Source organism: Nocardiopsis eucommiae, assembly GCF_965344335.1.
GTDB classification, from domain to species: Bacteria; Actinomycetota; Actinomycetes; order Streptosporangiales; family Streptosporangiaceae; genus Nocardiopsis; species Nocardiopsis eucommiae.
Window position 1 is genome coordinate 1 of sequence record NZ_CBDRIY010000058.1, and the last position, 18,783, is coordinate 18,783.

The 18,783-nt window shown below is 71.7% G+C and carries 14 protein-coding genes; 10 read left to right on the top strand and 4 right to left on the bottom strand.

The annotated features are described in order from the left end of the window. Positions 1–71 precede the first annotated feature (71 nt). Positions 72–998: an LPXTG cell wall anchor domain-containing protein gene (locus tag ACRWK8_RS25105; protein ID WP_431873063.1), complete on the bottom strand. Its 927-nt coding sequence runs from the start codon at positions 996–998 to the stop codon at positions 72–74. Positions 999–1,125: 127 nt separating this feature from the next. Continuing rightward, positions 1,126–2,358, bottom strand: coding sequence for a DUF349 domain-containing protein (locus ACRWK8_RS25110; RefSeq protein WP_378748452.1), 1,233 nt, complete (start codon positions 2,356–2,358; stop codon positions 1,126–1,128). 459 nt (positions 2,359–2,817) lie between these two features. Between ACRWK8_RS25110 and ACRWK8_RS25115 the strand changes: the two genes are divergently transcribed. From ACRWK8_RS25115 to ACRWK8_RS25125, 3 genes are all read left to right on the top strand, one after another. Next, a complete protein-coding gene (locus ACRWK8_RS25115; protein ID WP_431873071.1) occupies positions 2,818–3,495 on the top strand; it encodes an MBL fold metallo-hydrolase in 678 nt (225 codons plus the stop codon). A gap of 152 nt (positions 3,496–3,647) precedes the next feature. Next, positions 3,648–5,414: an aspartate--tRNA ligase gene (gene aspS / locus ACRWK8_RS25120; RefSeq protein WP_378748445.1), complete on the top strand. Its 1,767-nt coding sequence runs from the start codon at positions 3,648–3,650 to the stop codon at positions 5,412–5,414. Between the two features lie 311 nt (positions 5,415–5,725). Then, positions 5,726–7,393, top strand: a complete 1,668-nt coding sequence (locus ACRWK8_RS25125; protein WP_431873064.1) for an ATP-binding cassette domain-containing protein — start codon at positions 5,726–5,728, stop codon at positions 7,391–7,393. 50 nt (positions 7,394–7,443) lie between these two features. On the opposite strand, the gene ACRWK8_RS25130 is transcribed toward ACRWK8_RS25125, so the two are convergent. Further along, positions 7,444–7,584: a hypothetical protein gene (locus ACRWK8_RS25130; RefSeq protein ID WP_378747157.1), complete on the bottom strand. Its 141-nt coding sequence runs from the start codon at positions 7,582–7,584 to the stop codon at positions 7,444–7,446. Positions 7,585–8,161: 577 nt separating this feature from the next. Between ACRWK8_RS25130 and ACRWK8_RS25135 the strand changes: the two genes are divergently transcribed. Together ACRWK8_RS25135 and ACRWK8_RS25140 are read left to right on the top strand one after the other, a co-directional pair. Then, positions 8,162–10,213: a SpoIIE family protein phosphatase gene (locus ACRWK8_RS25135; RefSeq protein WP_431873065.1), complete on the top strand. Its 2,052-nt coding sequence runs from the start codon at positions 8,162–8,164 to the stop codon at positions 10,211–10,213. 57 nt (positions 10,214–10,270) lie between these two features. Beyond that, positions 10,271–11,608, top strand: coding sequence for a replication-associated recombination protein A (locus ACRWK8_RS25140; RefSeq protein ID WP_378747155.1), 1,338 nt, complete (start codon positions 10,271–10,273; stop codon positions 11,606–11,608). A 71-nt stretch (positions 11,609–11,679) separates the two neighbouring features. Here ACRWK8_RS25140 and ACRWK8_RS25145 read toward each other — a convergent pair whose 3' ends face one another. Further along, on the bottom strand, positions 11,680–13,242 hold the full coding sequence (locus ACRWK8_RS25145) for a serine/threonine-protein kinase (protein ID WP_431873066.1): 1,563 nt from the start codon (positions 13,240–13,242) through the stop codon (positions 11,680–11,682). Between the two features lie 407 nt (positions 13,243–13,649). Here ACRWK8_RS25145 and ACRWK8_RS25150 point away from each other — a divergent pair, with 407 nt between their 5' ends. The 5 genes from ACRWK8_RS25150 (at position 13,650) to alaS (ending at position 18,755) form a co-directional block, all read left to right on the top strand. Beyond that, positions 13,650–14,042 (top strand): DUF948 domain-containing protein, encoded by a 393-nt coding sequence (locus ACRWK8_RS25150; protein ID WP_378747153.1) that lies wholly within the window; start codon positions 13,650–13,652, stop codon positions 14,040–14,042. Then, positions 14,039–14,317 carry a hypothetical protein gene (locus ACRWK8_RS25155; protein WP_378747150.1) on the top strand — a complete coding sequence of 93 codons (279 nt, stop codon included), beginning with the start codon at positions 14,039–14,041 and terminating at the stop codon, positions 14,315–14,317. Before ACRWK8_RS25150 ends, ACRWK8_RS25155 begins: the two co-directional genes overlap by 4 nt. A 147-nt stretch (positions 14,318–14,464) precedes the next feature. Then, entirely contained in the window at positions 14,465–15,022 is a 558-nt protein-coding gene (locus ACRWK8_RS25160; RefSeq protein ID WP_431873067.1) for a hypothetical protein, read from the top strand. A 99-nt stretch (positions 15,023–15,121) separates the two neighbouring features. After that, positions 15,122–15,760, top strand: coding sequence for a hypothetical protein (locus tag ACRWK8_RS25165; protein WP_431873068.1), 639 nt, complete (start codon positions 15,122–15,124; stop codon positions 15,758–15,760). Positions 15,761–16,088: 328 nt separating this feature from the next. Further along, positions 16,089–18,755: an alanine--tRNA ligase gene (gene alaS / locus ACRWK8_RS25170; RefSeq protein ID WP_378747147.1), complete on the top strand. Its 2,667-nt coding sequence runs from the start codon at positions 16,089–16,091 to the stop codon at positions 18,753–18,755. Positions 18,756–18,783 lie beyond the last annotated feature (28 nt).

Genomic DNA, 18,783 nt, shown 5'->3' on the forward strand with positions numbered 1-18,783 from the left:
CCCCCCCCCCCCCCCCCCCCCCCCCCCCCCCCCCCCCCCCCCCCCCCCCCCCCCGCTCCCGTGTGTGCGGATCAGTCCAGTTCGGTGCGGCGACGCCTGCCGACGAACAGGGCGGCGCCACCGACGGCCGCGCTCAGCAGGCCCGCCACCGCCGGGACGACCGCTCCGGCCCCGGTGGCGGCCAGGGTCGGCGGGGCGGTCGGCGGAGTGTTCGAGCCCTCCGGCGGGCCGGGCGTGGGTGAGGGACTCTCACCGGGGGAGGGCGACGGGCGCGGTGACTCGCTCGGGCTGGGCGAGGGCGAGGGCGTCGGGCTCGGAGTGGGCGACGGGCTGGGGTACCCGGGCGTCGGCTCCGGGTGGCCCGGGGTCGCGTAGCCCGGCTCCGGTTCCGCGTACCCCGGTGCCTGACCCTCCTGTGCGTGCCCGGACCCCGGTTCGGGCTTCGCCTCCGGTGCCGCGTACCCGTGGTCTCCGCTCTTGGCGGGCTTCTCGTGTTCGTCGTCCTTCGCGGGCTCGTCGTGCCCGTACCCCGTCTCGTCGGAGGGGGCGTGCCCGTGGTCTCCGCTCTTGGCGGGTCGGTCATCGTCCCTCGCGGGCTCGTCGTACCCGTACCCCGTGTTTTCGGGGGTCGCGTAGCCGTAGCCCTCGCTCGTTGAGGGCCCGTCGTTCCTGGGTCCCTCGGGCGGGGAATCCGCGTACCCGTGTCCACCGTGGGTCCCGGGCACGCCCTGGGCCCGGACCGGTGGTGTCTCCACGGGTGGGAGGAACCCGCTCTCCGCCCGCTCCGTGCCGACCCCCTCGGCCTCGCCGGTGAACGCGCTGACCTCCTGGGAGATCGGGGCCCCTTCGGCGGCATCGGTGGCCAGTGCCGTACCGGTGCCCCAGACGAGGGGGAGGGCGACCACCGTCGCGGCGCCCAGTGCGCACAGAGCGCCCTTCCCGGTGGAGCCGGATCGTGCCTCGTCACGCTGGCGTGACTTCTTTGAGTGATGAGTCATGCGCACATTGTGGTCAACTTCTGTGGCGGAAGTCCAAAACGGCACGGAACGTGGAGGGAAAATTCGGGCGCGGTTGCACGAAAGGGCCGCACCCCCGCGGGGTACGGCCCAGTTCACGGTCCGAGCGTCAGCTCAGCTCGCCCAGCGCCTTCTCGGCCTCGGCCAACCAGGACCGACGGGCCTCCAGCGCGGCCTCGTGCTCCTTGATCCGCCGGGCGTCGTTGTTGGCCCTGGCCTTCTCCAGCTTGGCCTCCAGGCCCGCGATCGCCGTCGACAGCTGCTCCACGGTGTCCTTCGCACGGGCACGAGCCTCGGGGTTCGTACGCTCCCACTCGGCGTCCTCGGCACGGCGCACGCCGTCCTCGATCTGCCGGAACGCGCCCTCCATCTGGTCGCGCACGTCACGCGGCAGGTCGCCCGCCTCCTCCCAGGCCTCCTGGAAGTCCCGCAGGCGGGCGCGGGCCCGGCGCGGGTCGGTGATGCCGGGGATCTCGGCCCGGGCCTCGGCCAGGATGCGCTCCTTGGCCTCCGCGTTCACCCGCAGCTCGGCGTCACGCTCGGCGAAGGTCGCGTTGCGGGCGTCGAAGAAGGTGTCCTGCGCGGCCTTGAAGCGGGTCCACAGCTTGTCCTCGCTGGCCCGGTCCGCCCGGCCCGTGGCCTTCCACCGCTGCATCAGGTCGCGGTAGGCGCGCGCCGTCGGCCCCCAGTCGGTGGAGTGGGACAACGCCTCGGCCTCGGCGACGATGCGCTCCTTCTCGGAGCGCACCCCCTCCCGCTGCTGGTCCAGGTTGGCGAAGTAGGTCTTGCGCCGCTTGGAGAAGGAGTTGCGGGCGGCGGACATACGCTTCCACAGCGCCTGCTCGGTGGGGCGGTCGGCCCGGGGGGCCTTCTTCCACTCCTCGATGAGCTGGAGCATCCGCTCGCCACCGGACTTCCAGTGCGTGGTCTCGGCGGCGACCCGCTCGGCCTCCGCGACGATCCGCTCCTTGACCTCGCGGGCCTGGCCCCGGGCCTCCTCCTGCGCCTGCTTCTGCTCGACCTTGCGCTCCTCCGCGCGGCCGGTCAGGGCGTCCAGGCGTGCGATGAGCGACTCCAGGTCACCGACCGCGTTCGCGTCCGTGATGGTCGAACGCAGCTTCTCGATGGTGGTCATCGCGGCGGAGGCGGACAGGTCGGTGCTGCGGAGGCGCTTCTCCAGCAGCTCCACCTCGGTGACCAGAGAGTCGTACTTGCGCCGGAAGAAGGCCAGGGCCTCCTCCGGGGCGCCCGCCTGCCACGATCCGACGACCCGTTCGCCTTCACCTGTGCGCACGTAGACCGTGCCGTCATCGTCTACGCGGCCCCAAGGGTCCGTGGTCACCGTGTCCTCCTGCTGTCATGAACCCGGCCGGTCGGGGTCGGGTTCGGGTCGTCGCGGCGGTACCGCGCCTGTTCGTGATGGGAACCACCGTGCACCAGCACGATATCCATACGTTTCGGCGGACAACGACGCGCCGTGTCTCACATCAACGCAGCCCGGGGGTTCTGGTCCCGCTGCCATGCCGTCGGCCGGGCCGGTCACCCGCCTCGGAAGGGGAGGCGCAGGTCGAGGGCCTCGATCAACACGACGACGCTGACCAATATGGCACTACCGCGCGCCCAGGCAAAGAGCCCGGCCGCGCGCGGTGATCGAATGGTGATCAAACGCCAGCCCGGAGAACCCGCCGGTTGGCCCGCCCAGACGCGGCTCGGTAGGCTCTGCGGCTGGGGGACCCGAGCTCCGGCCGAGGTCGGGGGGTTCCCGGACAGCAGAAGCCACCAGGACAGGACGATCACCGCCGTGCTCATCGCCGCGCTTCCCACCGGGCCCCTCTCCGCGAACTGCTACGTGCTGGCTCCCGCCCCCGGAGGCGCCTGCGTCATCGTCGACCCTGGTCAGGGAGCCACTCCCCAGGTCGCCAAGGCCCTGGCCGAACACGAGCTCACCCCGGCCGCGATCCTGCTCACCCACGGCCACTTCGACCACGTCTGGTCGGCCGCCGAACTCCAGGATGAGCACGGGATCCCGGTCCACCTGCACGGCTCCGACCGGGGCCTGCTCACCGAACCGGCCGCCGGAGTCGACGCCGGTTTCGCCGCCCAGCTGCGGATGCTCCTGGGCCCCGGCCCCTACCCCGAACCCGACCAGCTGGTCGAGGTGACGGACGGCCAGACCCTCACCCTGGGAGGGATGGAGTTCACGGTCGAACACACCCCCGGCCACACCCCGGGTTCGGTCGTCTACCTCACGCGCACCGGTGACGGAGTGCCGGTGATGTTCGCCGGGGACCTGGTCTTCGCGGGATCGATCGGACGCACCGACTTCCCCGGCGGCGACGGCGACGCGATGAACGCCAGCCTCGCCCGCACCGTCCTGGGACGGGGTGACGACACCCAGATCCTGCCCGGCCACGGGCCCGCGACCACGGTCGAGCGCGAGCGCGCCACCAACCCGTACCTGCGCGGGGTCGCGAGCTGACCGTCGCCCGCCGTCGTGATCCAGGGGACCGGCCGGTGCCGTTGGCGGTAGGATTCCAGTTGTTCAAGGGGCGACGCCCCGCCCCCGCCGGACCCGGTCTCGGGCTCACCGGCATCCTCGCTCAGCCGCGTAGTTAGTGGACTTGGTAACTCATGCATCGTTACAGGACTCATTCGTGTGGTCAGCTCCGTGAGGAGCACGTCGGGCAGCAGGTGCGCCTCTCTGGCTGGGTGCACAACCGCCGGGATCTCGGTGGTCTGCTCTTCGTCGACCTGCGCGACCACTACGGTGTCACGCAGCTCATGGCCCGCCCCGAGTCCCCGGTGTTCGAGGAGCTCAGCCGCATCTCCAAGGAGTCGGTGATCCAGGTCACGGGCGTGGTGGCGGCGCGCAGCGCGGAGAACGTCAACCCCAACCTGCCCACCGGCGCGATCGAGATCGAGGCGTCGGAGGTGGAGGTCCTCGGCACCACCGAGGAGCTGCCGCTGACGGTCTTCCCCGAGGACAACACGTCCGAGGAGCGCCGTCTCACCTACCGCTTCCTCGACCTGCGCCGCGAGCGCATGCACCGCAACGTCATGCTGCGCTCGCAGGTGGTGGCCTACATCCGCCAGAAGATGACGGAACTGGGCTTCAACGAGTTCCAGACCCCCATCCTCACGAGCTCCAGCCCCGAGGGGGCCCGCGACTTCCTGGTGCCCTCCCGCCTGCACCCGGGGGAGTTCTTCGCCCTCCCGCAGGCGCCCCAGCAGTTCAAGCAGCTGCTGATGATCGCCGGGTTCGACCGCTACTTCCAGATCGCGCCCTGCTTCCGCGACGAGGACAGCCGCGCCGACCGCTCGCCCGGCGAGTTCTACCAGCTCGACGTCGAGATGAGCTTCGTCGAGCAGGAGGACGTCTTCGAGGTCATCGAGAAGGTCATGACCGACGTCTTCCGGGAGTTCTCCACCGACTGGGAGATCACCTCGCCCTACCCGCGCATCGCCTACCGCGACGCGCTGGAGTGGTACGGCACCGACAAGCCCGACCTGCGCGTGCCCATGAAGATGCTCGATGTCACCGAGCTGTTCGGCCGGACCGACTTCCGCGCCTTCGCGGGCAAGAAGGTCCGGGCCTTGGCCGTCCCGAAGGTCGGGGACAAGCCCCGCAAGTTCTTCGACGGGATCGGTGACTACGCCGTCGAGCAGGGCGCCAAGGGCCTGGCCTGGCTGAAGGTCGGGGAGAACGGTGAGCTCACGGGCCCCATCGCCAAGTTCGTCACCGAGATCTCCGACGAACTGCTCCAGACCCTGGGCGCCGGTCCCGGCCACGGCCTCTTCTTCTGCGCCAGCGAGGACGAGGACGAGATCAACCGGATCATGGCCCCCGTCCGCGTCGAGGCCGGCCGCCGCGCCGACCTCGCGGAGGAGAAGGTCTACCGCTTCTGCTGGATCGTCGACTTCCCGATGTTCGAGCGCTCCGACGACGGCCACATCGAGTTCAGCCACAACCCGTTCTCCATGCCCCAGGGCGGGATGGACGCGCTGGAGAACAAGGACCCGCTGGACATCCTCGCCTGGCAGTACGACATCGTCTGCAACGGCGTGGAGCTGTCCTCCGGCGCGATCCGGAACCACTCGCCCGAGATCATGTACAAGGCCTTCGACATCGCGGGCTACGACAGGGACGCGGTCGAGGCCGAGTTCGGCGGCATGCTCAAGGCGCTGAAGTTCGGCGCTCCGCCGCACGGCGGTATCGCCCCCGGTATCGACCGGATCGTCATGCTCCTCGCCGACGAGCCCAACATCCGCGAGACCATCGCCTTCCCGCTGAACCAGAACGCCCAGGACCTCATGATGGGCGCTCCGGCGGTCGTCTCCGAGCAGCAGCTGCGCGACGTGCACATCCGCACGGTGCTCCCGGAGCAGAAGAAGAAGTAGCCGCACCGGCCTCGCGCACGGGGCCTGCCGGTCGCACACGAGGCGTCGGCCACCGGAACCCTCCGGTGGCCGACGCCTCGTCGTTATCGCCTGGACCGCCCCCGCGCCCCGTTGTTAGCCTGGACCCGTGCAGTACCTCTACTTCCTGTAGGCCGAACCGAGGCTCCCGCCGCCACAGTGTGGCCGCGGGCGCACGACGTGTGTCCTGACCCCTTCCCGGGTCACCCCGTCTGCTCGAAGAGCTCACGCGCGCGCCCCGCCGTTGAACCGTGTTCGTGTTCCGGCCGGGCCGAGCTCGGTTCGGAGGAACCTTGACCGCACTCAACACCCGTTCCGGCCTCCCCGCCGGAGCGCGGGCCCAACTCACCGCGTCCGGTGTCCACGTCGCCCGTGGCGGCCGCCCCGTCCTGTCCGGCGTCGACATGACCGTCACACCCCGCTCCCGGTGGGGGGTGGTGGGGGAGAACGGCCGCGGCAAGTCCACTCTGCTGCACGTGCTGACCGGGGCGCTGGAGGTCGACTCCGGCCTGGTGCGGCGCCTCGGCACGTTCGGCGTGGCCGAACAGGAGATGACCGTCACCGACGGCCGTACCGTCGGTGACCTGGTCGACGTCGAACTGGCCGACGCCCGTGCCGCCCTGGCCGCGCTCGACGCCAGTGCCACGGGGCTGACCAGCGGCGACCACCGGGCCGCCGAACGCTACACCCAGGCGCTGGAGGCCGCCGAGGTCCTGGACGCCTGGGACGCCGACCGCCGCGTGGACCTCGCCCTGGAGCACCTCGGCGCGGTCACCGACCGGTCCCGGCCCCTGGCGGCGCTCTCCGTCGGGCAGCGCTACCGGGTCCGGCTCGCCTGCCTGCTCGGCGCCGCCCGGGACTTCCTTCTCCTGGACGAGCCCACCAACCACCTGGACGCCGCCGGGCTCGCGTTCCTCACCGACCGGCTGCGCGGGCATCCGGGTGGTGTCGTGCTGGTGAGCCACGACCGCGCCCTGCTGTCGGATGTGGCCACGACCGTGCTCGACCTCGACCCGAGCCGGGACGGCGGGCCCCGTGTCTTCGGCGGGGGGTTCGCCGGTTACCAGGAGGGTCGGCGCGCGGAACGGGAACGCTGGGAGCAGGAGTACGAACAGCAGCGGGCTGAGCACGCCCGGCTCACCCAGGACCTGTCCGAGGCCCGGAACTGGCTGGTCAGCGGATGGCGGCCGGAGAAGGGCACGGGCAAACACCAGCGGGCCACCCGGGCGCCCGCCCTGGTCCGCTCCGTCCACCGGCGCCGGGACGACCTGGAGGCGCACGCGGTCACCATGCCGCCGCCACCGATGCGGTTCCGCTTCCCGGACCTGCCCGAACGGCCGGGCGTGACCCTGCTGCGGGCCGAGGGGGTCCGTGTGGAGGGGAGGCTGGACCGGCCGGTCACACTCGCCCTGGAGTCGGGATCGAAGCTGGTCGTCACCGGGCCCAACGGCGCGGGCAAGTCGACCCTGCTGTCGCTGCTGGCGGGAAGCACCGAACCGACCGCCGGGCTCGTGCGCACCGCGCGCACGGCGCGGGTGCGGCTCCTGGAGCAGGAGTCGCCCGGGGCGGGGGCACGGCGGGCCCGGGACGTGTTCGCCGCGCACCAGGGCCGGCTCGTCAGCGAAGGCGTCCTCGACGAGGGGGAGACGGTCTCGCTGGGTTCCCTGGGGCTGCTGTCGTCCGCCGACGCGGGCCGTCCGGTGCGTGAGCTGTCGACCGGACAGCAGCGCAGGCTCGACCTGGCGCTGGCCCTGGCGGCGCGGCCGCACGTGCTGCTGCTGGACGAGCCGACCAACCACCTGTCGATCCCGCTGGTCGACGAGCTCACCGAGGGGCTCGGCACGTCCGGTGCGGCGGTCGTCCTGGCGACCCACGACCGCCAGCTGCGACGGGACACGGGCGGCTGGGAGCGGCTCGACCTCGGGGCTGTCGACCCGGCCGCCGAGGCGGTGCTCGGCTAGGGAGTCGGGGGCGGTGCGCGGCGTCCGCGCGCACCGCCCCGGCCGTGGGGTCAGGGTTTGGTGGCGCCGCAGCGCTGACAGCAGATGTCCTCGTCCTCCGGGTTGCTGTGGGTGCAGAGCCGACAGGTCCAGTCGCAGGTGGCGCCGCGGAGGGGAGCTCCGGCCAGGGCACGGACGCGTTCAGGATGCATGGTGAGTCCTCGGGGTGGGGGACGAGTTCTCGACTGAACTGTTCGGTGCCCGGAATGACCTCGCTTTGAACGTGCCACATTCGGCCAGAAAGTGAAAATAGGTGATTAACAGGTCAAAAACCCCGTCCGTAATCCGGAAGAAGGCGACACGCGGATGCGGTCGGGCCCGTCATCCCCTACCGTTGGGGGCGAATCACCCTCCCACGCCAAGGAACGCACGTGTCCGGGAGTGAACACGGAGCGTCGACGAGGCCCGTCCCACGAGGGGCGCCGTGGGAGCGGAGTGCAATTCTGCGCCGCCGAGTCACACGCGCGTAACGATTCACGCCCTGGGGTCGGTTGGGTACGGCCCCCCGGAGTGGAACCGGCCGTGACCCCAGCACGTTGATGGACCATGAGGGTCCGTGTTCGACGAGGTGACGCAGCCGACGGGAGACGGGCGCCGGTGATCCGGCCTCGGTTCCCCGCCCGGACCGTTCCCGTTCCGGACACTACAATGAGCCGAATCGGTACGTTCCAGGGGTGACCGCGCCTGACGCGGGTGTGACGTCCGAGCCGACATGAGGATGAGTCATACGTGAACGGAAAACGCGCTTCAGGCGGTGGCTCCGAGGACGCTCTCGCGGAGGCGTTCCGGCATGCGCCCGAGCCCATGGCGGTCACGGGGACCGACGGCGCGATCCAGCACGCCAACCACGCGCTCACCGAGCTCTTCGGCAGGGAGGCCGACGAACTCACCGGGCGCCCCTGGTTCGAGCTCCTGGACTCCGCTGACGTCGAACACGGCACCCGTGCCCACGGCGACGCCCTGTCCGGGAAATGGCACCGCCGCTCCCGGCTGCGTCTCGCCGTCACCGACAAGTCCTCCCGGCTGGCCGAGGTCCGGCTCCGGCCCGTCGACGGCGACGGCGCCGTGCCCGACGACGCCTCGGCACCGGCCGTGGTCGTCCTCCTCCACGTGCTCTCCACCGAGGAGACCGACCTGCGTGTGGTCGGTGACCTGCGCACCGACAACTCCGACTCGGTCCTGTGGAGCCTGGACCTGAGCAACGGCCGCCTGCGGGAGCTCTTCGGCCCCACCCCGCTGGGCGGGCTCCTGGCCGGGAACGACCGCGACCTGGAGCGCATCCTCGAACGCATCCACCCCGACGACAACGCCCGCGTGCGCGACGCCATGGCGGCGTCGTTCACCGGCCGTGACTACGAGCAGCGCTTCCGGATCTTCGACCGCCTCGGGGACGAACGCTCCCTGCACGTGCGCGCCCGGTTCGTGCCCGGCCAGCCCGACCGACTCGTCGGGATCATCGACGACGTCACCGAACACGTGCAGCTGGTGCGCCGCCTGGCCGACCGCCGCCGCACCGAGGCCGAACACGGCCGACTGGTCACCGAGCTCTCGTCCAAGCTGGTCTCGGCCACCACCGTCGACAAGGTGATGGACCTGCTCAGCGAGGAGTTCCTGCCGATCTTCGGCGGCGTCTACGCCCTCGCCCTCTACGTCGAGGAGGGCGTCCTGCGCACCTCGCCCAGCGCCCGGGAGCGAGGGAACACCCACCGCATAGACGGTCGCCGGGCGGACGACACCGACTTCCCCATGGGCGCGGTCATCCAGGACCGCCAGCCACGGTTCTTCGAGAGCCGCGCCGAGATCGCCAGCCGCTTCCCGGCCGCCGTCGACCTCATGCGCTCGGCCCGGGGCCAGGCCTGGGCCACCGTCCCCATCTTCGGCGACGGCAAGATCGCCCTCGGCGTGTGGCAGATGGTCTGGGACCGGCCCCACCACGCCAGCCGCGACGAACGCGCCCTCATGCTCACCTTCGCCGGGCTGGCCGGGCAGGCCCTCCAGCGGATCAAGGCCCAGCAGGCCGAGCTGGAACTGGCCGACGCCGTCCAGCGCCGCATGCTCCCCCGCCAGGTGGCGAGCTTCCCGGACATGGACATCGCCACCAAGTACCTGCCCTCCCGCGCCGAGTGGCGGATCTGCGGCGACTTCTACGACGTCATCGAGCTCCCCGACAACAAGGTGGGCCTCCTGGTCGGGGACGTGCAGGGGCACGGCGTGGAGGCGGCCGCCGCCATGGGCCAGATCCGGGTCGCCTTCCGCGCCTACGCCAGCAACCAGTCCGACCCGGGCGTCGTGCTGGGAGAGACCAACCGGCTGCTCACCGAGACCGGCGAGATCGTCTTCGCCACCTGCGGCTACCTCGTGGTGGACCGGGCCAGCGGAGTCATGCAGGCCGCCTGGGCGGGCCAGCCCCCGGCCGTGCTCGCCACCCAGGGCGCCTACGAACTGTGGTCACCCGAGACCGGTCCGCCCCTGGGCGTGCTCGCCGACACCGAGTACACCGTCACCACCCGGGTCCTGGCCCCGGGGACCACGCTGCTGCTGTGTTCCGACGGGCTCGTGGAGAGCTCCGACGTCACCATGCAGGACGGTCTCGCGCAGGTGGGGGAGGCGCTCGCCCAGCACGGCGAGGACCCCAACGCCGCCGCGCAGGTCCTGGCGGAGATGGCGCCCGCGGGCCGGGGCGACGACATCGCCCTCCTCATCACCCGGATGATCCCGCGCGCCACGCCCCCGCCCGAACAGGCCGAGAGCCCCGAGAACATCTCCGTCCACCAGGGCTGAGCCCGGACCGCCCTCCGGCCGACCACGGTCGTCCCCGGTCTCGCCTACCCTGGGTGCGTGTCCGAAACACTGTTCGACGATGCCGGGGCCGAGGCCGCGAAGGGGCAGGAGCCGCTGGCCGTCCGTATGCGGCCGCGCACCCTCGACGAGGTCGTGGGCCAGCGCCACCTCCTGGGCGAGGGCAGTCCGCTGCGCCGCCTGGTCGAGGACGACGCGCCCATGTCCGTGTTCCTGTGGGGGCCGCCGGGAACGGGCAAGACCACCCTCGCCACCGTGGTCAGCCGGGTCACCCGACGCCGGTTCGTGGAGCTCTCGGCGGTCAACGCCGGGGTGAAGGACGTGCGCGCGGTCGTGGAGGAGGCCAAGCGGCGGATGGGGATGAACGGCACCCGCACGCTGCTCTTCGTGGACGAGGTGCACCGCTTCAACAAGACCCAGCAGGACGCCCTGCTGCCCGCCGTGGAGAACCGCTGGGTCAGCTTCATCGGAGCGACCACCGAGAACCCCTTCTTCTCCGTGGTCAGCCCGCTGCTGTCCCGCTCCCTGCTGCTGTCACTGGAGTCGCTGGACGACGCCGACGTCAGCGCCCTTGTGGACCGGGCGCTGACCGACGAGCGCGGCCTGGACGGCCGGTACACCCTCACCGAGGAGGGCGCCGAGCACCTCGTCCGGCTGGCCGGGGGAGACGGCCGTCGCTCCCTCACCTACCTGGAGGCGGGCGCCCTCGTCTCCGGGCCGCCCTCCGCCGACGGGCCGGTGGAGATCACCGCGGAGCACGTCGAACGCGCCGTGGACCGCCACGCCGTGCGCTACGACCGCTCCGGCGACCAGCACTACGACGTCATCAGTGCCTTCATCAAGAGCATGCGCGGCTCCGACCCGGACGCCGCCCTGCACTACCTGGCCCGCATGATCGAGGCGGGGGAGGACCCCCGCTTCATCGCCCGGCGCCTGGTCGTGCACGCCAGCGAGGACGTCGGCATGGCCGATCCCACCGCCCTCCAGACCGCCGTCGCGGCGGCCCAGGCGGTGGAACTCATCGGGATGCCCGAGGCCCGGATCAACCTCGCCCAGGCGGTCATCCACATCAGCCTGGCCCCCAAGTCCAACGCGGTGATCACCGCCATCGACGAGGCCGTGTCCGACGTGCGCGCGGGCCGGGCCGGGGCCGTCCCGGCCCACCTGCGCGACGCCCACTACAAGGGCGCCGCCGACCTCGGGCACGGCAGGGGCTACCGCTACGCGCACGACCACCCCGGCGGCGTGGCCCCGCAGCAGCACGCCCCCGAGGGGCTCACCGAGCGCGAGTACTACCGGCCCACCCAGCACGGAGCCGAGCGCCGCTTCACGGAGATCCTCCAGAGGATCAGGAGCGTCCTCAAGAGCGAGGGGTAGACCGGCGACGGCCCCGGCGCGCCGCGCCGGGGCCGTCCACGAACGGCGGCGGAACCACCCTCCGCCCGGAGTCAGTCGGAGAACAGCTCGACGACCTCCACCACCTCACGGGGCCCGTCACCCTCCTGGTCCTCGGCGAAGGTGATCTCCACGATCATCACCGGACCCCAGGTGAGGTAGTCGACGAAGTCACCGCCGCTCAGGTCCCAGGTGCCGCGCCCCTCCTCGTCCAGGAAGACGTGCTCGGGAGCCGCGCAGAAGCGGGCGCACTTCACCTCGGCGTCGGTGCGGATCACCGCCTCGCCCGGGTCACCGGCCTCCTCCCACTGCTCCGCCCAGGCCTCGTGGGTCGGGATGCCCTGGTCGCGCGGGATCTCGTCGTCCCGGGTCACCGGCGTGTACACCCAGACCCGCTCCCGCACCCCGGGCTCCGGCTCCGCCTGCTCCGAGGGATCGAACCGGACCACCAGGGTCCCCGGGTCCTGCTCCTCGACGGGCTCCTCCTCGGGGGCCTCCGAACTCCCGTCGGCCACGGGACCGGCCTCGGCGCCGTCGCCGAGCGCCTGGGAGAGGCCCCAGACGCCGCCTCCCACCAGCAGGGCGGCCACCGACACCGAACCCGCCAGGAAGAGGGTGCGGGTCGGACGCCGGTCTCCCATCCGCCCCTCCAAGCGGATCACCTCCGGCACCCGGGCGGGCGGCTCCACCGCGTGCCACTCGCGTTCGAGCACGCGGCTGATCTCCTCGCGCCCCCCGGCGGGGGAGCCGTCCTCCTCGGAACCCTCCGCCCGCCACACCGCGAAGACCGAGCCGGTCACCTCGCGCAGGCTGGGCCGCCGGTCCGGGTCGGGGTCCAGGGCGCGCCCCACGACCGGACGCAGTCCCTGGGGCAACCCGTCCAGGCCGAAGTCCCCGGAGGCCACCCGCTCGGCGATCTCCTCGGGTTCGCCCGGACCGAAGGGCAGGCGCCCGGTCCCCGCGAACGCCACGACGGCGCCCCACGCGAACACGTCCGCGGCGGGAGACGGAGCCCCGCCCCGGTAGCGCTCGGGGCTCAGCCAGGTGGCCCCCGAGCCGCGCAGCCGCTCCGCTCGCGGAGCGATCGCGCACTCCATGATGTGCGGGCCGTTCGACTCCAGCAGGATCTCGCTGGGGCGCAGCGATCCGTGCGACACCCCGCGTGCGTGCAGGGCCGACAGCCCGTCCGCGAGCGCGGTGGCGAGGGCGATCAGCTTCCCGACCCCGATCCCGCCCCGCTTGGTCACGTAGTGGGACAGCCGCTGCCCGGCCAGGTAGGGCATGGACAGCCACGGGGGGTTGGCGTCCGCGTCGAACGCCAGGGGTACGACCACCCGGTCGGAGTCGACCCGCGACAGGTGACGCAGCCTCCGAGCGAGCGCGGGGTGGACGTCGGGTGACTCCAGTTCGGGGGACCGGAGCAGCTTCACGGCGACCAGACGGTCGCCAGCGGTGGCGGAGGCGGTGTCCACCGCGGCGTACACGGTGCCGGTGGATCCCTGCCCCAGTCGTCCGAGGACGAGGTAGGGGCCGATCCGCGACGGGTCGTCCGGGTAGAGGGGGGCCAGGTCCGGGGGTACCAGTACGGAGATCTCACGCGGAGAACGGGGGCTCATGGGTGTCCTGTCGGTGCTTCTGGGCCAGCGGGCGGCTGCGGGTGTGCCCTGGTGTCCGGACATCGTAGTGAAGAACCGCCCCCGCCGAGATTCTCGTCCGGGCCCGCCGGTCCGTCGATACCCCGGGCCCCGCGGACGGGGACGAAACGGACCCGTCGGACACGTGACGGTCACCACCGTCTGCCACACCGTGGCGCGCCCACGCGCCCCGACACCGGACGCGATAGGGTCAGCCGAAACCCGCCGCCCGGCCCTCAACGGCAGCGGCGGCGGACGCGGATCGGGAGCCCCGACCCGGCGCGATCGCTGGCCCCCGAACCCGCCCACGGTGCCCGCCGCGCGCCCGAGCGCGCGGGGACCGTCCGCACGTCCTCGAAGCAACCCTCTATCTGCCCTACGGAGCCTTCATGCTGACCGGAGGAGAGGTCGCCGCGCTCGTCGCAGCGGTGGTCTGGGCGGTGCTGGCCACGTTCATGTGCGTGGCGCTCGTCAAACTGATCAAGCTCATCAACGAGACCACCAAGGTCGTCTCCGAAGTGGGGGACCGGACCCCGCCGCTGCTGGACGACATGGCCTCCACGGTGGAGCGCACCAACACGTCACTGGAGCGGGTGGAGGAGATCACCGCCAACGTCCAGGCCTCCTCGGAGGACGTGTCCACCATGACCGCGCTCACCCGGTCGGTGTTCACCGGCCCGCTGGTACGGATCGCCTCGTTCTCCTACGCCGTCCGCCAGGTCCTGGGCCGTCGCAAGGCCCTGGCCGTGGTGCGCGGGCGCAAGAGGAAGGAGAACCGGTGATCGGCCGACTGGTCTACCTCGCCGCCGGTGCCGCGATCGGCGGCTACGTGGTGCACCGGGTGAACCGGGCCCGGCGGTCGCTGACGCCCGGAGGGATTGCCGACCGCGTCGAGGGGCGGGTCAGTGAGTACCGGGGCGCCCTCCAGGAGCTCAACGAGGACCTCGCGGAGGCGGTCCGGGAGGAGGAGGCGGAGCTGCTGCGCCGGTACGCACCCGAGCCCCGGGCGCTCCGCTCCGCCGACGCCGCGCCCCCGGGGCGGGCCGAGCGCGGGTAGCAACCGGTCGCGACGGGAACAACCTGGGACAACGAGGGAACCGGACGGGGCCCGAACGGGTCAGATATGTGACCCGAAATCGCGAACCGCCAGCCCCTGACGCGCGTCTGTAGGGTTGACGAACCAGTGCAACACGGAGGAAGCGCCATGTACCCGCCACAACCGCCCCAGGGCCCCGCCCCCGGGGGTCACGACCCCTACAACCAGGGGCAGTACGGATACCCCGGCGTTCCGCAGGCCCCGGACAAGATGCCCGGCACCGCGATCACGGTGCGCGTGCTCATGTTCATCGGCGGTGTGTTCGGCCTGCTCATGGGTGGTCTCGTCCTCCTGATCGGCCTCGCGGCCGGTGGTGACGGCGAGTTCGCCCAGGGCTTCACCGAGGGCATGCAGGGGTCGGGCGTCCACGTCGACCCGGCCGAGGTCGTCGTCGTCATGGCGATCATCGGTGGCGTCATGCTCGTGTACGGCATCGTCTCCACCGCGCTCGCCTCGTTCATGGGCCGGCGCAGCGGTGGCATCCTCTGGTCGATCGTCGTCTTCCAGAGCCTGGCCGCGCTCCTGCTGGTCGTGAACCTGTTCACCGGCGCCATCGGAGCGATCATCCCGCTGCTCTTCGCGGTCGGCATGATTGTCCTGATGGTGGTTCCGGCGACCCGCGCGTACTACACGCCCGCGTCCGCCGGTCCCCGCGCGGGCTACTGAGATCCGGGACGGTCCCGACCGTCCCGGCCCCCGTCGTTCCCCCGGGTCTGTCTCTGTAGAGCCTTCCCGCCGTCCCCACACTTCTCAGAGAGGACCAAGGTGTATCCCTCACCTCCCTCCGGCCCCAACCAGCCCTATGGTCAGGGTCAGCCCCCGCAGCACCAGCAGCAGGGCGGCTACGGCTACCCGCAGCAGCCGATGCCGCACGGCCCCGGCCCCGGCCACCCCTACGGCGGCGCCCCCGGTGCTCCGATCCCGCCCCCGCACTTCCACGGCGCCCCCGGCGTCCCCGACGCCATGCCGGGCCAGGCCACCACGGTCCGGGTGCTGATGTTCATCGGCGGTCCGGTCGGCATCCTCTTCGGCCTGCTGCTCGGCGCGCTGGTCCTGTTCGGGGTGGGCCTGGGCGCCGCCGCCGGAAGCTCGCCCGAGGTGGACAGCGCCGAGATGGCCGGCATGATCGGTGTCTTCGGAGCACTCGGCGCCGTCGTCGCCCTGATCCCCCTCGTCTACGGCATCGTCTCGACGACGCTGGCCGCCAAGATGGGCAAGCGCTCGAAGGGCGTCTACTGGGGTGTGGTCGTCTTCAACATCGTCGCCGCGCTCGTCCTGGTGCTCAACGTGGTCGCCTCGATCGTGATGGAGGAGTCTCCCTCCTCGCTGATCCCGCTGGCGTTCCACGCCACGATGACCGGGCTCATGTTCGCCCCGCGGGTGCGTCAGTTCTACGGCGCCTAGACGCGCACGTCACGGCCGGTCGATCCGGCGGAGACCGGAGCGACCGGTGAGGGGCCCGGCGGGAGACCGCCGGGCCCCTCGGCGTTCGCGCACCCGCCCCCGGAGCCCGTACGGGGATGCGTCGGTGGCCAGCGGCGATAGCCTTGGAATGGCCGGACCGACGCCGTTGTCCTCAACGGTGCGGGTCCTCGGCGGCCACTGCAAACCATGCGCGCGGGCGTGGCGGTCCCCTCTACGATGGGCCCCTACCGACCACGCGTGACCACGGTCCCGCCCAGGGACAACCCCGCCGCCACCTCGCGGCGGAGCCAAGCACAGGAGGGCATCAATGGAGACGGCAGAGATCGCGCGCCGCTTCCTCAGTTTCTTCGAGAAGAACGGACACACCGTGGTGCCCTCGGCAAGCCTGATCGCCGAGGACCCGACGCTGCTGCTGGTGCCAGCGGGCATGGTCCCCTTCAAGCCCTACTTCCTGGGTCAGCGCACTCCCTCCTTCAGCACCGCCACCAGCGTCCAGAAGTGCATCCGCACCAAGGACATCGAGGAGGTCGGCAAGACCTCCCGGCACGCCACCTTCTTCCAGATGCTGGGCAACTTCTCCTTCGGCGACTACTTCAAGGAGCGAGCGATCCCGCTGGCGTGGGAGCTCGTCACCACCCCGGTGTCCGAGGGCGGCTTCGGGATCGACCCCGACAGACTGTGGGTGACCGTCTACCTCGACGACGACGAGGCCGCGTCGATCTGGCGTGACAAGGTCGGGGTCCGGCCCGAGCGCATCCAGCGCATGGGCAAGGAGGAGAACTACTGGGACATGGGCGTGCCCGGTCCCTGCGGCCCCTGCTCCGAGATCTTCTACGACCGCGGCCCCGAGTACGGCATCGAGGGCGGTCCCGAGGCGGACGAGAACCGCTACATCGAGATCTGGAACCTCGTCTTCATGCAGTACGAGCGGGGAGAGGGCTCCGGCAAGGAGTACCCGATCCTCGGTGAGCTGCCGAAGAAGAACATCGACACCGGCCTGGGCCTGGAGCGCCTCGCGGCGGTTCTCCAGGGCGTCGACAACATCTACGAGACCGACATCATCGGCCGCGTGCTGCACCGCGCCGCCGAGCTGACCGGCACCTCCTACGGTGACGACCACGACCAGGACGTCATGCTCCGCGTGGTCGCGGACCACGTGCGCAGCGCCGTCATGCTCGTCGGGGACGGCGTGAAGCCCGGCAACGAGAAGGCCGGGTACGTCCTGCGCCGCATCCTGCGCCGCTCGATCCGCAACCTCCGCCTGCTCTCGGGCACCGAGTCCTTCTTCCTCCACGAGCTGACCGACGTCAGCATCGACGCGATGAAGGACATCTACCCGGACCTGCTCGACAAGGCCGACGTCATCCACGGCGTGATCGACAACGAGGAGCGCAACTTCGCGGACACCCTCCGCGCGGGCACCACGCTCTTCGGCCGCGCCGCCGAGCGCACCCGCGCCGCGGGCGGGACCGTGTTCTCGGGCGTGGACGCCTTCCAGCTCCACGACACCTACGGCTTCCCCATCGACCTCACCCTGGAGATGGCGGCCGAGCAGGGCCTGAGCGTGGACGAGGGATCGTTCCGCGAGCTCATGCAGCGGCAGAAGGACACCGCCAAGGCCGACGCCAAGGCGAAGAAGCTCGGCAACGCCGACATCTCCCTCTACGCCCAGATGCACGAGAACGCGGGGAACACCGAGTTCCTCGGCTACACGGAGTCCGAGAGCGACTCCCGCGTCCGGGGCATCGTGGTGGACGGTGCCGGGGTCCCGGCCGCCCGCGCGGGCGACAAGGTCGAGATCGTCCTGGACCGCACCCCGTTCTACGGTGAGAGCGGCGGCCAGCTCGCGGACACCGGGACCCTGACCGTCGACGGGCGCGGCGTCGTGGACGTCGAGGACGTCCAGAAGCCGCTCCCCGGTCTGTTCGTGCACCGGGGCACCGTGCGCTCGGGAGAGGTCGTCCTGGACGACACCGTGCACGCCGCGATCGACACCGGCCGCCGCCACGCCATCGAACGGTCCCACTCGGCCACCCACCTGATCCACTCCGCGCTGCGCAACGCGATCGGCCCCTCCGCCGGACAGGCCGGTTCGGAGAACCGTCCCGGCCAGCTGCGGTTCGACTTCACCGCCGACAACGCGCTGGGCGGGGAGCGCCTGGCCGAGGTCGAGGAGGAGGTCAACACCGTCCTCGCCGGGGACATCGCGGTCCGGACCGAGGAGAAGAGCCTGGACGAGGCACTCAAGATGGGCGCCCTGGCCATGTTCGGCGAGAAGTACGGCGACCGCGTGCGGGTCGTGGAGATGAGCGACTACTCCGTCGAGCTCTGCGGCGGCACGCACGTGGGCTCCACCGCCAGGCTCGGCATCGTCAAGCTGCTGGGGGAGTCCTCCATCGGCTCGGGCGTGCGCCGCGTCGAGGCGGCCGTGGGCGTGGACGCGTTCAAGCGCCTGTCCAAGGAGTCGGCGCTGGTCGGGCAGCTCTCCGAGCAGCTCAAGACCCCGCGTGAGGAACTGCCCGAGCGGATCGACACGATGGTCTCGCGGCTGCGCGCCGCCGAGAAGGAGATCGAGAAGCTCCGCGCGGCCCAGGTGCTCCAGGCGGCGGGCGACCTCGCGGCGGGCGCCCGCCGCCACGGCTCCGCCCGTGTCGTGGCCGCCGAGGCTCCCGAGGGTGCCAGCGGTGACGACCTGCGCAAGCTGGTCCTGGACGTGCGCGGACGCCTCGGTGAGGACGAGCCCGTGGTCGTGGCCATGACCGCCGTGCCGAAGGACCGTCCCGTGGTCGTGATCGCCGCGAACAAGGCCGCCCAGAAGGCCGGGATCAAGGCGGGCGATCTCGTGGGCGTCGCGGCCCGCGCCCTCGGCGGCGGTGGCGGCGGCAAGCCCGACATCGCCCAGGGCGGCGGCACCGACGCGAGCAAGGTGGACGAGGCCCTGCGCGCCGTGGAGGCGCGTGTCGCGGGCGCCTAGACGCCCGGGCGACCGGCCGGTCCGGCCG

Bases quoted from the DNA above. Each gene is read 5' to 3' on its own strand.
- alaS (WP_378747147.1), top strand. From the start codon at position 16,089: ATGGAGACGGCAGAGATCGCGCGCCGCTTCCTCAGTTTCTTCGAGAAG.
- ACRWK8_RS25130 (WP_378747157.1), bottom strand. From the start codon at position 7,584: ATGCATCCTGAACGCGTCCGTGCCCTGGCCGGAGCTCCCCTCCGCGGC.
- ACRWK8_RS25105 (WP_431873063.1), bottom strand. From the start codon at position 998: ATGACTCATCACTCAAAGAAGTCACGCCAGCGTGACGAGGCACGATCC.
- ACRWK8_RS25150 (WP_378747153.1), top strand. From the start codon at position 13,650: ATGCTGACCGGAGGAGAGGTCGCCGCGCTCGTCGCAGCGGTGGTCTGG.
- ACRWK8_RS25160 (WP_431873067.1), top strand. From the start codon at position 14,465: ATGTACCCGCCACAACCGCCCCAGGGCCCCGCCCCCGGGGGTCACGAC.
- aspS (WP_378748445.1), top strand. From the start codon at position 3,648: ATGCATCGTTACAGGACTCATTCGTGTGGTCAGCTCCGTGAGGAGCAC.
- ACRWK8_RS25145 (WP_431873066.1), bottom strand. From the start codon at position 13,242: ATGAGCCCCCGTTCTCCGCGTGAGATCTCCGTACTGGTACCCCCGGAC.